This window comes from Klebsiella sp. PK18 (assembly GCF_057784655.1).
In genome coordinates this window covers 2574701-2590777 of sequence record NZ_CM173493.1, presented here as the reverse complement: position 1 = coordinate 2590777, position 16077 = coordinate 2574701, and the positions used below count along the sequence as shown (strand labels likewise).

Annotated in this window: 14 protein-coding genes and 1 pseudogene; 8 read left to right on the top strand and 7 right to left on the bottom strand. The window is 50.5% G+C overall.

Translation table 11 applies throughout. The features are described from left to right. Window positions 1-20: 20 nt before the first annotated feature. On the top strand, window positions 21-443 hold the full coding sequence (locus AC3EMD_RS12625; RefSeq protein ID WP_008804826.1) for a GNAT family N-acetyltransferase: 423 nt from the start codon (window positions 21-23) through the stop codon (window positions 441-443). 37 nt (window positions 444-480) lie between these two features. On the opposite strand, the gene asd is transcribed toward AC3EMD_RS12625, so the two are convergent. Then, on the bottom strand, window positions 481-1599 hold the full coding sequence (asd, locus tag AC3EMD_RS12620; protein WP_012541678.1) for an aspartate-semialdehyde dehydrogenase: 1119 nt from the start codon (window positions 1597-1599) through the stop codon (window positions 481-483). A 205-nt stretch (window positions 1600-1804) separates the two neighbouring features. On the opposite strand from asd, the pseudogene AC3EMD_RS12615 reads away from it, so the two are divergent. The 6 genes and pseudogenes from AC3EMD_RS12615 to AC3EMD_RS12590 all read left to right on the top strand — a co-directional run. Then, window positions 1805-1924: pseudogene (locus AC3EMD_RS12615) on the top strand (hypothetical protein); the annotation flags it as partial. Beyond that, a complete protein-coding gene (locus AC3EMD_RS12610; RefSeq protein WP_012541677.1) occupies window positions 1921-2478 on the top strand; it encodes a winged helix-turn-helix transcriptional regulator in 558 nt (185 codons plus the stop codon). The pseudogene AC3EMD_RS12615 and the gene AC3EMD_RS12610, both read left to right, overlap by 4 nt. Then, window positions 2462-3505 carry an HlyD family secretion protein gene (locus tag AC3EMD_RS12605; RefSeq protein ID WP_032733066.1) on the top strand — a complete coding sequence of 348 codons (1044 nt, stop codon included), beginning with the start codon at window positions 2462-2464 and terminating at the stop codon, window positions 3503-3505. The genes AC3EMD_RS12610 and AC3EMD_RS12605 overlap by 17 nt, the downstream gene beginning before the upstream one ends. Continuing rightward, entirely contained in the window at window positions 3502-5064 is a 1563-nt protein-coding gene (locus AC3EMD_RS12600; RefSeq protein ID WP_015958439.1) for a DHA2 family efflux MFS transporter permease subunit, read from the top strand. The genes AC3EMD_RS12605 and AC3EMD_RS12600 overlap by 4 nt, the downstream gene beginning before the upstream one ends. Window positions 5065-5083: 19 nt before the next feature. Then, window positions 5084-6358 carry a beta-ketoacyl-ACP synthase II gene (gene fabF, locus AC3EMD_RS12595; protein ID WP_071582865.1) on the top strand — a complete coding sequence of 425 codons (1275 nt, stop codon included), beginning with the start codon at window positions 5084-5086 and terminating at the stop codon, window positions 6356-6358. Between the two features lie 265 nt (window positions 6359-6623). Further along, window positions 6624-6938: a PTS sugar transporter subunit IIB gene (locus AC3EMD_RS12590; protein WP_008804820.1), complete on the top strand. Its 315-nt coding sequence runs from the start codon at window positions 6624-6626 to the stop codon at window positions 6936-6938. A gap of 48 nt (window positions 6939-6986) precedes the next feature. Here the strand turns inward: AC3EMD_RS12590 and gstA are convergent, their stop codons facing one another. Beyond that, complete coding sequence (gene gstA, locus AC3EMD_RS12585; protein ID WP_008804819.1) at window positions 6987-7601, bottom strand: glutathione transferase GstA; 615 nt, start codon at window positions 7599-7601, stop codon at window positions 6987-6989. A gap of 129 nt (window positions 7602-7730) precedes the next feature. On the opposite strand from gstA, the gene AC3EMD_RS12580 reads away from it, so the two are divergent. Then, window positions 7731-8606, top strand: a complete 876-nt coding sequence (locus tag AC3EMD_RS12580; RefSeq protein ID WP_012968172.1) for a LysR family transcriptional regulator — start codon at window positions 7731-7733, stop codon at window positions 8604-8606. A 72-nt stretch (window positions 8607-8678) separates the two neighbouring features. On the opposite strand, the gene AC3EMD_RS12575 is transcribed toward AC3EMD_RS12580, so the two are convergent. The 5 genes from AC3EMD_RS12575 to AC3EMD_RS12555 all read right to left on the bottom strand — a co-directional run bounded on the left by AC3EMD_RS12575 (window position 8679) and on the right by AC3EMD_RS12555 (window position 16070). After that, complete coding sequence (locus AC3EMD_RS12575; RefSeq protein ID WP_012541670.1) at window positions 8679-9512, bottom strand: PRD domain-containing protein; 834 nt, start codon at window positions 9510-9512, stop codon at window positions 8679-8681. Window positions 9513-9535: 23 nt separating this feature from the next. Next, window positions 9536-10996 (bottom strand): glycoside hydrolase family 1 protein, encoded by a 1461-nt coding sequence (locus AC3EMD_RS12570; protein WP_110203664.1) that lies wholly within the window; start codon window positions 10994-10996, stop codon window positions 9536-9538. A 4-nt stretch (window positions 10997-11000) separates the two neighbouring features. Then, window positions 11001-12869 carry a beta-glucoside-specific PTS transporter subunit IIABC gene (locus tag AC3EMD_RS12565; protein WP_240289714.1) on the bottom strand — a complete coding sequence of 623 codons (1869 nt, stop codon included), beginning with the start codon at window positions 12867-12869 and terminating at the stop codon, window positions 11001-11003. 269 nt (window positions 12870-13138) lie between these two features. Next, window positions 13139-14734, bottom strand: coding sequence for a carbohydrate porin (locus AC3EMD_RS12560; RefSeq protein ID WP_302074138.1), 1596 nt, complete (start codon window positions 14732-14734; stop codon window positions 13139-13141). Between the two features lie 844 nt (window positions 14735-15578). Next, the gene (locus tag AC3EMD_RS12555) at window positions 15579-16070 is read right to left on the bottom strand and encodes a DMT family transporter (protein WP_064166519.1); all 492 of its coding nucleotides are present in this window, start codon (window positions 16068-16070) and stop codon (window positions 15579-15581) included. Between the last annotated feature and the right edge of the window lie 7 nt (window positions 16071-16077).

Sequence of the window (16077 nt, the reverse complement as noted above, 5' to 3'; positions counted from 1 at the left end):
GCTATTTGGAGTCGAAGACCATGGTGTTCATCAGAGCGGCTGAATCAAAAGATATCCCCTCGCTGAAAACGCTATTTCTGCAGCTGGGCTATCAGACGGAGACGGCGATCTTAGAACAACGCATCACTGCCCCGCAGAGTATGATGAGTGCGCTGGTGGCGGAAACAGAAAACGCCGTGTGTGGCGTAATCGTTATCAATTTTATTTTACCGGTACATGAGAACCGTTTATGGGCATTAATTTCCGCGCTGGTCATCGAGGAATCATCACGTGGATCAGGGATAGGCCAGCAACTTCTCCATGCCGCAGAGCGCCTCGCCCGCGATAAACAATGCGCTCAGATCGAACTTTCAAGCAGTGAAAAAAGAATCAGAGCGCATCAATTTTATGAAAATAACGGCTACAAGGAGGTCCGCAAACGCTTCGTTAAACATTTGTCTTAACCGCCTGCGCGCGAGGGCTTTCCCCGGATGACCGTAACTATATTTTGCCCAGCAGGATATTTAACATGCGGCGCAGGGGTTCCGCAGCGCCCCACAATAGCTGATCGCCAACCGTTAACACCGAGTAGACGGGTTCATTATTTAACGACATTTTCTTGTAGCGGCCAATTCCTACCTGCAGCGAACCACTAATAGCAGCCGGGGTCAATTGACTGACACTCTCTTGCTTATTATTGCGGACATAGTTTACCCATGGATGGGAATGGGTGACTAACTCAGCGAATTCCGCTTCGCTGACCTCACGTTTAAGTTTAAGGGTAATGGCAGCGCTGTGGCAGCGGATCACGCCGACCCGAATGCATAAGCCATTGACCGGAATGGTGCCGGGCGCAAGGCCAAGAATTTTATTGGTTTCCGCCTCGCCCTTCCATTCTTCGCGGCTGTTTCCATCGCCTAAATCGCTGTCGATCCAGGGAATGATGCTGCCCATCAACGGGACGCCAAAATTCTCCACCGGCATGCCGGCGCTATTAATCAACTCACTCACTTTATTGACTAAAGGCAGCACGGAACCTGATGCCGTCAGTTCATCCGCAGATAAATGCTGACTGATATAAGCGCTTTGCGCGATTAATTCCCGCACCTGTTTGGCGCCCGCTCCGGAGGCAGACTGATAGGTCATCACGCTCATCCATTCGATCAGGTCAGCCTTGATCAGCCCGGCCAGCCCCATCAGGCTCAGCGTAATGGAGCAGTTGCCGCCAACAAACAGTTTCACTCCTGCTTTCACGGCACGATCGATATTATCGCGGTTGACCGGGTCGAGAATAATGCAGGCTTTTTCATCCATCCGCAGCGCCGAAGCGGCGTCAATCCAGTAACCTTGCCAGCCATGGTTAATTAACGCTGGATAGATGGCTTTGGTATAATCCCCGCCCTGACAGGTGATGATGATATCCATTTCGGCGAGGGCGCTAAGGGAATTCGCATCTTTAAGGATGTCGCTTTTACCATTAATAACCGGGCCCACACCGCCCGCACTTGAGGTACTAAAAAAATGCGCTGAAATATCGTCGAAATCATTTTCTTCGATCATTCTTTGCAGTAATACAGAGCCTACCATTCCCCGCCAGCCAACAATACCCACCTGCTTCATTTATTTAACCTTTATAAGTTATGAGAATGTTAATTTGCATTTCGCCGTACTTTATATCGCATCCCTTAATAAAGGTCATTACCCACCACATCGATTTCTATCATTATTAAAATGTTTCATCCGCCATCAGCGATTTTTATCTCTTATTACGGCAAAGCAGGAATAAGGTGGCGGCGACTGTCCCTCTTTTCGGCATTCAAAGGAGAAACGACGTAGCGAAACGGGAGCGGCTTCTCCCTTGGGTACCGTGAAGAGTAACTTGCATTTTGATAGTGACTATGTCAATTTGCTGGCAAAAGCCACCTGGTTACTGGACAGCCCATGAAAAATGAACCGCTTTGCCACGCTCCCTGCCCCATTGCCCGCAGCCTTGGCCGCATCGGCGACAGCTGGAGCATCATGATCCTGCGTGACGCCTTCGCGGGCTTTACCCGCTTTGACGAGTTCCAGAAAAGCAGCAACGTCGCGCCCAATATTCTGTCGCGCCGCCTGAAGGCGCTGGTCGACGACGGGCTGCTGGAGAAGGTGTGCTACAGCAGCACCCCGCCGCGCTACGAATACCACCTTACGCAACGCGGCCGCGATTTTCGCATGGTGCTGCTGGCGCTGGCGGAATGGGGTAACCGCCACTTCGCCCCCGAAGGCCGTCAGATGCAGCTGGTGGAAACCGCCACCCAGCGACGGGTGGAGCCAGTCATGGTGGATAAAGCGACCGGTGAAGAGATTATTCCGGGTAAATACGCCATGGTGCCGGGCCCCGCCGCCTCGCCGCTGATGAAATATCGTCATGAATATCTGCTGCGCAAACGCGAAGGCGATAGCGGGCAAAAATTCCAGCCTGAACCTTACAGAGATGCCAGCAATGAATCCGACCAGTAAGAAAAATATTCTTGTCCTGGCGGCCCTGGGCGCTGCCGCCCTGGCGGCAGCGAGCTACGGCGCTTACTGGTGGCATACCGGGCGCTTTATGCAGACCACCGATGATGCCTATGTCGGCGGCGACATTAGCGCCATCTCCAGCAAAGTCTCCGGCTATATCCAGCAGCTGGCGGTGCAGGACAATATGGCGGTGAAAAAAGGTGACCTGTTGATCCGCATTGACGACCGCGATTATCGCGCCGCCCTCGCGAAAGCCGCCGGAGAAGTGGCGGCGCAGCAGGCCGCGCTGGCCGATATCCAGGCTACCCGCCAGCTTCAGCAGGCGACCATTGCCGGCTCTGCGGCCTCGTTACTGGCCGCCACGGCGGCAACCGAAAAACTGGCTAACGACAACCGACGCTATAACGCCCTGGCCGCGTCGAGCGCGATTTCCGCACAGATCCGCGATAACGCCTCCGCCGATTATCGCCGGGCCCACGCCGAGCAGGAGAAGGCCAAAGCGGATAAAACCGTGGCCGAACGTCAGCTGGCGGTGCTGGATGCTCGCCAGCAGCAAACCCTGGCTGCCCTGGCGCAGGCCCAGGCTAACCTCGAGATGGCGAGGCTGAACCTCAGCTATACCGACATTCGCGCGCCGTTCGATGGGGTGATTGGCAACCGCCGCGCGTGGTCCGGCTCGTTCGTCAGCAGCGGCACGCAACTGCTCTCCCTGGTGCCCGCACACGGCCTGTGGATTGACGCCAACTTCAAGGAAAACCAGCTGGCGCATATGCGTGCCGGCCAGCCGGTGACCATCGTCGCCGATGTGCTGCCGAACCATACCTTTAAGGGCCATGTCGCCAGCCTGGCGCCGGCGACCGGCTCACGCTTCAGCATTCTGCCGGCGGAGAACGCGACCGGGAATTTCACTAAAATCGTGCAGCGGGTGCCGGTCCGCATTGCGCTGGAAGGTGACGGGGCAAAGCTTGACGTCCTGCGCCCGGGACTGTCGGTGATCGTCACCGTGAACGAAAAGAGCCCTCGATGAGCACCGTTCAGGCGCTGTCCGCCCCGCAGGGTCTGTCGATGCCGACGGCGAAGAAGATCTTCGCCTTCGCCAGCATGTGCGTGGGGATGTTTATTGCCCTTATCGACATCCAGATCGTCTCAGCCTCGCTGCGGGATATTGGCGGCGGCCTGTCGGCGGGCGACGATGAAACCGTCTGGGTACAAACCAGCTACCTGATCGCCGAGATCATTATTATCCCGCTTTCCGGCTGGCTGGCCCGGGTCATGTCGACCCGCTGGCTGTTTGCCGCTTCCGCGGCGGGCTTCACGCTGATGAGCCTGCTGTGCGGCTGGGCGTGGAACATCCAGAGTATGATCGCCTTCCGCGCCCTGCAGGGACTGGCGGGCGGGTCGATGATCCCCCTGGTGTTCACCACCGCTTTCGCCTTTTTCCAGGGCAAACAGCGGGTTATTGCCGCGGCGACGATCGGCGGCCTGGCCTCCCTCGCCCCTACGCTGGGTCCAACGGTGGGCGGCTGGATCACCGAAAACTACAACTGGCACTGGCTGTTCTTTATCAACGTGGTTCCGGGGATTTACATCGCGGTGGCAGTGCCGCTGCTGGTAAAAGTAGACAGCGCCGACCCCACTCTGCTGCGCGGCGCCGACTATCTCAGTATTCTGCTGCTGGCCTTGTCCCTCGGCTGCCTGGAATATACCCTCGAAGAAGGTCCGCGCTGGGGCTGGTTTGATGACGCGACCCTGACGACCACCGCCTGGGTCGCCCTGCTCTGCGGCGTGGCCTTTGTTATCCGCACCCTGCGCCATCCGCAGCCGGTGATGGATCTCCGTGCCCTGCAGGATCGAACCTTCAGCCTCGGCTGCTATTTCTCGTTTATGGCCGGCGTCGGCATCTTCGCCACCATCTATTTAACCCCGCTGTATCTGGGGAGCGTGCGCGGTTTCAGCGCGCTGGAGATCGGCCTGGCGGTATTTTCCACCGGCCTGTTCCAGGTCATGTCTATTCCGTTTTATTCGTGGCTCGCCAACCGCGTCGACCTGCGCTGGCTGCTGATGGCCGGTCTGATCGGCTTTGCGGTGTCGATGTACAGCTTTGTTCCGATCACCCACGACTGGGGGGCGGATCAGCTGCTGCTCCCGCAGGCCTTTCGTGGACTGGCGCAGCAGTTTGCCGTCGCGCCAACGGTGACCCTGACGCTGGGCAGCCTGCCGCCCGCGCGCCTCAAGCTGGCCTCCGGGCTGTTTAATCTGATGCGCAACCTCGGGGGCGCCATCGGCATCGCCCTGTGCGGCACGGTGCTTAACGACAGAACCAATTTGCACTACAGCCGCCTGGCGGACCATCTGAATAACGCCAACCTGGCAATGAGCGATTTTGTTCAGCGCAGCGCGGCAAACTTCACCGTCCAGGGGATCTCGCCGGATGCCGCGCAGACGGCGGCGCTGAAAAATCTTTCCGCGCTGGCGCTGCGGGAGGCGCGAACCCAGGCATTTTCCGATGCTTTCTACCTCATCATGATGGGTTTTTTGCTTGCCGCGCTGCTGGTTCCCTTGATGAAAAAGCCGCCGGCACACTGATACTACAGGAGAGTTAATTATGGGCGTTTCCGTTAAACGCATTGTCGTCACCGGGATGGGGATTGTCAGCCCGCTGGGCTGCGGTGTACAGCACGTCTGGCAGTCGCTGCTGGCAGGAAAGTCAGGGATCACCCGGCTCAGCGAGCAGCTGGTCGCGGATATTCCCTGCAAAATGGCCGGCCAGGTGCCGTCCATTGACAGCGATCCGCTGCACGGCTTCGACCCGCTGGCGACCATCCCGGCGAAAGAGCGCAAAAAGATGGATCGCTTTATTGAGTTTGCGCTGGTCGCCGCCCGCGAAGCGCTGGCCCAGGCCGGTTGGTCGCCAGCATCCGAGGCCGAACAGGAACGCACCGCCACGGTGATCGCCACCGGGATCGGCGGGTTCAGCGAGATCGCCAATGCGGTACATACCACCGATGAACGCGGGCCGCGTCGCCTCTCGCCGTTCACCATCCCCTCTTTTCTGGCCAACCTGGCCGCCGGGCATGTGTCTATCGCCCACGGTTTCCGGGGGCCCATCGGCGCGCCGGTCACCGCCTGTGCGGCTGGCGCCCAGGCCATTGGCGATGCGGCGCGGATGATCCGCAGCGGCGAGGCGGATATCGCCCTCTGCGGCGGCGCGGAAGCGGCGATTCATCGCGTTAGCCTTGCCGGGTTTGCCGCAGCAAGGGCGCTGTCCAGCGCCTCCAGCGACCAGCCGGAAGCCGCTTCCCGCCCCTTTGACCGTGACCGCGATGGTTTTGTGATGGGAGAAGGCGCGGGGCTTATCGTGATCGAATCTCTGGAGCACGCGCTGGCGCGCGGCGCCACGCCGCTGGCCGAGCTGGTGGGCTACGGCACCAGCGCAGATGCTTATCACCTGACCGCTGGCCCGGAAGACGGGAACGGCGCACGTCGGGCCATGGAGACCGCTATTCGCCAGGCCGGGGTGACCGTCGACGAGATTGACCATATCAACGCCCACGCCACCTCAACGCAGGTAGGTGATAAAGGTGAGCTGGCGGCGATTAAAACGCTGTTTGGCGCCCATCCGGTCGCCATTACCTCGACGAAATCCGCCACCGGCCATCTGTTAGGCGCGGCCGGCGGGATCGAGGCCATCTTCACCATTCAGGCCCTGCGCGATCAGGTGGTGCCGCCGACGCTGAACCTGCATCACCCCGATGAAGAGGCGGCAGGTCTCAATCTGGTGGCGCTGCAGGCCCGCCCGCAGAAAATGCGTTATGCGCTGTCGAACGGTTTTGGCTTTGGCGGCGTTAACGCCAGCCTGCTGCTGAAACGCTGGGAATAATCGTCAACTCCCCCCGCCGGCACTGGCCGGCGGGGAATTTCCACCCGGACACCCTACTCAGTCACTGATCTCCCTCTTCTGCCACAGCAGACGACGAAGCGCCGCCACGGCGTGGCAGTGACCTTTATCAAGATCTTCGCTATCGGTCATCTTTGCCAGAAAGGTCAGCATCATCATGATGAATTCTTCACGCAATTATGAGGTGGCGCTCATTTTATGCGCATGGCGAGTCATATCCTGTGACTAATTCTCAGGAGGTAAAACCATGAAAAAGCTTCTGATATGTTGTTTGTTTGGCAACACTGCCAATTCTCTCGCCAAAAAGATACAGTTACTGGCGGAAAAAAAGGGCCATCCTCTCATTGTCAGCGCAGTGGGCCTGGAAAATTTTGCCAGCGTGGCGCCCGCTTTCGACGGATTTCTCATTGCGCCGCATATTCAGTATAAGGTCGCGGAGATAAGAGGGATTGTTGGCGACGCTCGTTCTATTGCGGTGATTGAAAGTCTGCCCTATGCCTCACTCGACGCGGAAAAAGTTTTCGCGTTTGTGATGGCGCAGATGCCTGAACTGGCAATCTGACGCCAAAGGCCGCCTCTCTTGTGCGGCCTTCTCTACGCATGTCGCCTTCTACCTGCCCTGTTGAGACGCTTCAGCCCGTAATGCCGCCTGTACAGCAGGACGGGCATTTATTATTTCCATATACGACGATAGCGCTGGCCAGCGATCCAGTGGGATCGCGAAGAATTTGCACCATCCCAGCACCGTGAAGAGGTAGGCATCCGCCACGCTAAAGGACGGGCCAGTCAGATAGGTTTTTTCGCTGAGCGTCGTCTGCAGAAAATCGAAGCGTCGGAATAGCTTGTCTCGAAAAATCGTTTTGACATCTTCCGCCAGCGCGGAGTTAAACAGCGGCGCCGAACCCGCGTGTATTTCACTGGTGATAAAGTTAAGCCATTCCTGCAGGCGCACCCTTTCCCAACTGCCCGCGCGTGGCGCCAGGCCGTATTCGGGTTTACGATCGGCGAGGTACTGCACCATCGCCGGCCCTTCGGTGAGGATCTGCCCATCATCCAGCTCAAGCGCAGCAACATACCCTTTCGGGTTAATGGTGAGGAAGTCGCGACCATCAGCGGTGATCTTGCTTCTGTTGTTGACTCTCACCAGTTCAAATTCAAGGTTCAGCTCGCGCAGCACGATGTGCGGTGATAATGAACAGGTATCTGGCGCGTAATAAAGTTTCATCTTGTCTCCGTTAATGTGTAAAGCCGTCGGACAACGTCCTGCACGATCCTCAGCACACTGTATTTAACGCCGATCGCACTGTAAAATTAATGATATAGAAAAGAACTATTAGCTGAGCTACTGATAATCATGATGAATCTTTTACACTGGCGCCTGCTGGTAGCCGTGGCGGATGCCGGCAATATCTCACGTGCTGCCGAGGAGATAGGCATGACCCAGTCCGGCGCCAGCCAGGCCATTGCCCAGCTGGAGGCTTCTCTGGGCTTTCCGGTATTTACCCGTGAGCGACGATACATCGGGATTACCGCCCTGGGTGAGCAGGTGGTGGAACATGCCAGAAACATGCTTTCGCAGCTGAACGTTATCCGCGAACTGGCTGATCGGGGCCGGAACGTCACCCGCGGGCGCATTCGGCTGGCCAGTTTTCCCTCCGTGACGTCTACCTTGTTGCCCGGCCTGCTGCGCGACGTTAAGCGCCTGCATCCGGGTATTGACGTTGTTGTGCTGGAAGGCTCTGACGAAGAAGTCGAAGCGTGGCTTGCCGCAGACACCGTTGAACTTGGGGTGGTCATGAATCCCGTTCCCGGACGTGCAGAGGTGGTACTAGGACAGGATGCATGGGTCGCGGTCCTGCCCGCCAGCCATCGGTTGGCACAGCATGCGAAAGCTGATGGCATAACGCTAAAGGCGCTGGCGGACCAGCCCTTTGTTCTGGCGACGGGCGGCTGTGTCGTGAATGGCAAAAGCCTGATGGAAAAGGCCGGGTTGCAACTCTCTGATATCCGCGTGACGGTTCGCGACTGGATAAGCGCCTGTAAACTGGTCGGCGAAGAGATGGGCGTCGCGCTGGTACCGGAATCCGCCCTGCCGGAGACCTTACGCAACCTGTGCGTGGTGCCAGTGACGCCGGCTATTCATCGTGAGTTTGGACTGGTTTGTTCGCCATCCGGAACGTCTTCTGATGCCACACAGGCGCTGCTTAATGCGCTACGTAAACGAAGATGAGCGCTCCAGAGTGAATCATCTTATCGCCATGGCATCAATCTCTGACCTATCTCCTGTTCCCAAACTAAAATTTCACTTTGAATATTTACTGAGTTTACTGATATGTATACCTAACCAGGTAAGTTCATCATTAGGAATAGCAATGGCGTAATTGCTTTTTATAAAGTCACGAATCACCTCAGCAACCACCATCGCTTTTGGATGGAAACGAATTAACTCATTATAGAAGTCGTCAGTTTCTTCTGTTGCAAGGCTATTATTTAATACCCTTTCAGCGAAATATCTTAAATGCGTAATAAATCTGGCATAGTGAATTGAATTCACATCAATATTTTGATTGAGTTTATAACGAACAATTTCAGCAATTCTGTTAACTAACTCTACTTGCTTATGTGCGTTAGTCTCATCAAATTGAAAAGTTGCATTGATAATATGAAAAGCAATGTGTACAGCCTCGTCATCAGGAAGACTCACCGCAAACTTAGCTGATACCAAATCTCTTGCCAGCTCGCCAATGCTATACTCTTTCTGATAGTAACGCTTTATTTCCCAGGTCAGTTTATTCGCAATGTTCGTATTTGTCTTACAGCGTTCAACAGCAAAATGCAAGTGTTCCGCGAGGGTGAATAGTAAAACTGAATTAAGCTTTTCGCTGTAATGAGCTTGAGCCATCTTAACAATTTCATGAGTGATCTCAAAGAAATCCGCGGGAATTGTGTCCGTTAGTGACAGATAATGTCGCGACTTGAGGGTATCCAAAGGCATAAAGACCTGTTCGACACTTTGCAAGTCGATAATTGTCCCTGGCTTGGTGTTAAAACCGATACCTTTGCCAAAGAGTATCATCTCTTTTCCGTCATTCTCAGCAAGCAGCATGCTGTTATTTAAGGACTTTTTAACTTTCATCTCAGTTCCCGCGGTAGCAATGATTAACTTAAATCAGTCCCGTTCGTCGCTATAACCTTGCGATACCAATAGAAGGAGTCTTTGCGTAACCGATTCAAAGAACCGTTCCCCTCGTCATCTTGATCTACATAAATAAAACCATAGCGTTTGGTCATTTGCGACGTGCCAGCACTAATAATATCAATTGTTCCCCAACTCGTATACCCTATTAAATCGACACCTTCTTTGACAGCTTCAATCATCTGCTCAAAATGCGCACGGAAATAATTAATACGGTAATCGTCATGAATCTTCCCATCAACCACTGTATCTTTTGCCCCAAACCCGTTTTCAACAATAAATAAAGGGATTTGATATCGATCGTAAAGCTCCAGTAGCGAAATTTTAAGCCCTACAGGATCTATTTGCCATCCCCATTCAGAAGCCGGTAGATGAGGGTTTTTTACACCCATGATAGTATTTCCTGCCGTGCGCTCTGCATCGGACTGAACAGATTCCGTGATGGACATATAATAACTGAATGAAAGGAAATCTACAGTATAGCGACGTAACGTTTCCAAATCATCCGGCTGCATTTTTATCTTGATATTCCGCAGCTCCAGGTCCCGCTTAATTAATGGTGGATATTCGCCTTTAATCTGAACATCTGAATAAAAATAGTTTTCGAGATTTTTTTTCAGAGTGGCTTCCACGTCAGCAGGATGACAGGTCAGTGGGTACGTTGTTAACTTAGTAAGCATACATCCGACCTGGCTGCCAGGTATCTTTTCGTGGCAGTCTCTTGTCGCTAAGGCCGAAGCAACAAACTGATGATGCAACGCCTGATAAATATCCTGCGTGCTTTCTCCCGGTAGACTTTTCTCTTCGCGGACACCCGCTGTCGTAAAAGGATGCCGATGAATGCTATCAATTTCGTTGAATGTCAACCAGTAACGTACCAAATTCTTGTAACGGTCAAAGCACACATTTGAATAGCGTACAAACGCATCAACAACATTTCGGTGGACCCAGCCATTATATTTCTCACTCAATGCTAATGGCATTTCATAATGTGAGAGCGTAACCAATGGTTCAATGCCAAGTTTGCGCATTTCAGTGAACATATTTTCATAGAACTGTAATCCTTTTTCATTCGGTTGCTCATCTTCACCTGTAGGGAAGATTCGTGACCATGCGATTGATACGCGCAGGACTTTTATACCCATTTCGGCAAAAAGCGCTAAGTCTTCTTTGTAACGATGATAAAAATCTATGCCTCTGCGTTTAGGGTAATTTTGATCATTCTTCCCCTCAAGCGCATCACTCACGTTTTGATCAGATACGGCCATATGGCCGGCATAATCGCTCGTGCTCAGATGCGCCTTATAGGCAACTGCATCTGCAACAGAAGGCCCTTTGCCGTCAACGTTCCATGCACCCTCTGCCTGATTGGCTGCAATGGCTGCACCCCATAAAAAATTCTTGGGAAGAATAGATTTCGACATAATATCAAGCCTCTTTTAATGAAAAAATATTAAACTGCTGGAGTGTATTGGTATGATCGTTTGACGGCTTCATCATAAAACGATCGCTATTGGTAATAACCATTATTACAACAGGGTCATAACCCGCTTTAGTTATTTCATCAATATCAAATTCGATTAATAGTTCACCCGCTTTAACGTGTTGGCCATCTGTAATTTTCGGGTGAAAGCCTTGACCGTTCATTTGTATCGTATCAATTCCTATATGAAAGATAACCTCTACTCCATGGGTAGTCATCATGCTGGCTGCATGGCCACTTTCGAACACATGCTCAATAACGCCATCGGCAGGTGCATAGAGTGCTCCTACCGTTGGAACGATAGCGATACCATCCCCCATGATTTTTGAAGAAAATACATCGTCGTTGACCTCTGTCAGGGGGATGACTTTCCCTTCAACCGGACTGGTAAAGGTAAAGTCATTCATTAAGACTGGATTAGCAGTGACTTCAGTCTTCTCAAATTTGGGCATCTCCTCCTCTGGATGGGGCGTTGTCGTTTTTTCTTTCCAGAAGAATAATGTTGATAAAAATGCCAGGCAGAATGCAACAAGTGCGCCGATGATTGCATATATCAAACTGGTTGGATTATCCGGTGACGCAAAAATTGAGATACTGGCAAGGCTCGGCGCTACAATTGCATAAGCTGAGACCATCATAAATCCCATGAAGGAGCCACCGACCATTGCCCCCAGCATCACGGAGATCAGTACTGGCCTATGCAGTAAAGTAATCCCGTAAAGTGCAGGTTCAGTAATGCCAAACAGCGCTGATATTCCAGAGGAAAGAGCAGTCCCTTTAAACATTTTATCTTTGCTTTTTAGCGAAACGGCAAGGCAGGCTCCTGCTTCAGCGATATTGTGAGCTAAGGAAGCTGGGTTATACAATGATTCTTTACCTGTTTGCCCCATTGACATTATGGCATAAGGGAGGAAAGGTTTATGCATACCGGCCGCTACAATAAATGGCAGTCCGCCAGCAAGTAAGCCTGTTGCGATGAATCCAAATTTGCCATGCATCCAAAGGATCAGATGCGTTAACAGAGACCCCATTTCAAAACCTAATGGCCCAAGGATAAGCAATGTGACGGGGACCGTCGTAACCAGCGATAACATGGGCGATAAGAAACCACGTAATGCATTAGGCGTATAACGATTAAAAAGAGATTCCGTTTGTGCATAAAAAATAACACAAAGAATTGCGGGAAACACCTGCGCTGCATAGGAGACGTTCGTAATATCGAAAGTCATTAACGTTGCACCTTGTTTTGCCAGGGTAGTAAATGTGGGCAACAACAAGACTGAGACAGCAGTCAATGCAACTAATGGATTAACTTTAAGCTTATTCGCAGTAGTGATGGCGATAAGTAAGGGTAAAAAATAAATAGGCGCGGTTCCGATGCAGTCCAAAATTTGATATGTCGAACTGTCTTTAGTCAGCCATCCAGCCATATTCAAAATAATTAAAATGGATTTCAGCACGCCGCCACCTGCAATTGCAGGTATGAGTGGTTGAAAGATACTGATAACAAAATCAATCAACCATGCATTCCATTTTTTCTTGGTTACTGGTTTCTGTTTCGCGTCAGCATCATTAGCCATTAACGATCTAATCGCATCAAACACTTTAACAACGTCTTTGCCAATGACTATCTGACACTGCACATTTGTCACGACACCCATTACATCAGGTAATTTTTTGAGGTCAGACACTTCAACTTTAGCATTGTCATACAAGCTTAAGCGTAATCTGGTTGAGCAATGTTCAATGTGTTCGATGTTGCCTGCTCCGCCGACTAATTTGAGAATTGTACGCCCAGTATTTAGATGATCCATAAGTTGCCTCATGAGCAAAAAAAAAGACCTGAAATTCTCACCCCAAATCAGGGGGAGAATTTCAGGTCTTGCCTGCATTACCAGTTACACGCCTGTACTACATATTTGCCAACAATATACTATATACATAGTTACAGGCAATAAAATTAACCCATCTTTTGTCAAAACGTGACAGTTATCACATAATAATCCTCGTGAATGACTACGATATAAAACCCTCCCAGGAGTATTTTCTTCCTGTATTATATTTCCTTTATATTAACCGATAGTTACCACCACACCTCAGCCTGAGCGCCAATAGACAATTGATCTTTTTTATTATCGTTGAATGTATAATTCGATATCTCGTTTTGGTTTGCCCGGATATACGTTGTATAGAACCGAATTTCTGGCCTTGAGGTTAGGATTGATGTATTAACTTTGAGCGCATGATACAATGTTGTTTTGTAACCGGATTCACTATATGTCTGCTCTTGAGTTTTGTTATCCTGTCTAAACCATCCGAGTTCTACCCCGGTCTGGTTGAATTTATCCCAGATATAAGCGGGACGGATGACACTTCGATAACTTTCAAAATCTGTATGAGCACCAGTATCATAGCTAAATATATCATTACCATTTGAATATACTAGTGCGTGTGCAACAATAGTGTTTTCCGTGGGGTAAAATTCCCCTTGAGAAATTATTCTGAATGCCTTGCCATTTGTGTGATTTCCATAATAATTATCACCACTCCCAAATGTTGGGTTTGCTCCAGAAATTTTTGCAAAAGAACTGGCAATAGAATTATTGGCAGCTTGCAGGGTTAATTCGTCATAACCCCCTGCGTCAAACTTCTGCCTTAAAATCGCACCTACCAGCCAGGCATCTTTTACATGATAATACTGACCATCAGCCTCCCCTGACTTCACGACGTCTGATTTGTTTGCCATGTTATAGCGCCCATCTAGTTCTAATGTTGCCTTGTCCCATAAGGGAATTTCACGATAACGTATATCAAGCGCATTCGTATTGATCTGTAATGAATTTCCTGATGTATCATAATCAAGAGCACGCGCGTTCAGGTCCTGACGCACTACAGCAACGTTAAATTTGCCTGGACCCATTTTCCAGTTTTCTATACCGAGCCCTGCTCCGCTTTCTGTTCTGACGCTTTTCCAGTCAAGCATCTGTATCTCATACTTAGGCAGATAGTGCTTACCTACCCAAAAATCAGCTTCAGGGGCAAAATTAAGAAATCCCTTCGTCGTGAGATAGATATCAGAAAATTGTAAGTTACTCTCTGTATCTTTATCAAAGACTGCATTGTTGTATTGCTCACCCACATTGCCATCCAGCATAACGACAGCATGTGCAGTTTTACCATCCTGGTCGTACACTTTCTGCTTGAGTTGAAGATCGAACCATGAGGTATATTCATTGCCGAAACGGCCAAGAGATCCAATAGCATACTCTTTTGGCGATCCATGATTAGCCGTTCCCCAACCAGAACGGAAATAGCCATTGTACGAAAACCCAATATCGTTTTTAACAAAGTCACTAATTTCTTTCAACGTAAGATCATTATTAACTTTAGTTGTGGCACTATTGCCTGTTGTGTTGCTATTACTCGATGTTGCTGCAACAGTTGAAGTGGCAGAATTTGTTGTTGGTTGAATTTTTTCATCTGCTGAGCTGACCGGGTTTCTGTTTGCTTTATCAGCTTGCTTATACCTGGTTAATTCTGCTTTTGTGCTTTTTAATTCTGCAGTGTTTTCCTGGAGTTGTTTTTCAAGCAAAGCCAGTCTCTCTTCCACTGTTAAACTCTGTCCATAAGCATTGCTGAACATGGCAGAGATAAGGCAAAATAGAATAGTCTTGTTCATATTTTAAATATTCTCATGTAGATTACAGGGGTAAAGCGTATATTAAAATAAAATCATACTTCACCTTCCCAGGGTAGAAATATATATAGTAAGCAAGCCTATTTAGCCTGATCATTTCATAGCTATTTGACTCCAGCGAAATGGATCGATGCTTAACATTAATATTGAATTCTGAAATGAAAAATTGTTTTCATAAAAATTATTTGCTTGTTGTCACTCCTTTAACTGTGCCGATTCGCAACGTGAACGGAGACTTCTCTTGTCTTATCTCGTCACAACAGTTCTGTTTTTACAAATGAACCCAAATGACCGCCCTGCCCGATAAAAGTAAGCTTGACGCTATTTGGATTATCAGGAGCAGCATTTTTCTTCATTTAAGCTAAGCTGTCGTCGGGTAGAACCATGTTCAATATGTTCAAAATTGCTTGCCCCGCTGTTCAATTTACGTATTTTCTGCGCTGTTTTTTTGGAATCCATTTGCCACCCCAGAAGCAAAAAAAAAGACCTGAGATGAGCAATGAATAGGTCTAAATTCATCGCTCATCTCAGGTCTTGCCTGTTTTACCAGTTACACGCCTGTCGTTCTGCCCGTGTATTTAAATATTTTGTAGGAGGGTTTTACAATAGCTTACTTTGAATTTTTTTTAAAATGTGACATGTCTTACAAATTTCAACCGTTGCCGGATGCGAATTAAACGACGTTTCTCAACAGCAAAAGCGGGATAAACCCTACCCGCACCGGGTTTCTGTCCCTGTAATATGCCCATGGCATCGCTGTGTAACACCTGAAGAGTGTCAGGATATTTCTGGCACTCTTCAGAGAGAACACCTGAACTGGCCGGGCTTATGTGTTAGCGTTTTCCTGCTGCCGGGGAGTTTTCGCCATTGCGGCTTTTGACTTACTGCTGGAGTAAATGAAGAACAGCGCGATACCCAGGCAGATAATGGCGCCGATTCGGCTCATCGAGAATGGAATCGACGCATTGCCCAGCCAGCCGAAGTTATCGATCAGCATGCTCATGGTTAACTGGCCAAAAATGACAGCGACCGTAGCCACTGCCGCGCCAATACGCTGGACGGCCAGTACCATAATGACGATATACGGTACGCCAAACATTGCGCCCAGCAGCTGCCATTTAGGCACGTCCATCAACGTCAGGGAGTGTTTGGGTTCGAAGAAGAAGATCAGCAGCCCCGTCACCAGGGCGCCGACAGAAAATGTCAGGAACGCGCTTTTAAATACGCCGACCTTGCTGCCCAGCTGGCCATTGATAGCCGCCTGGATACTCAGCATGGCGCCACCGGCAACGGCGAGCAGAATCATGATAATAGTCATAATGTTA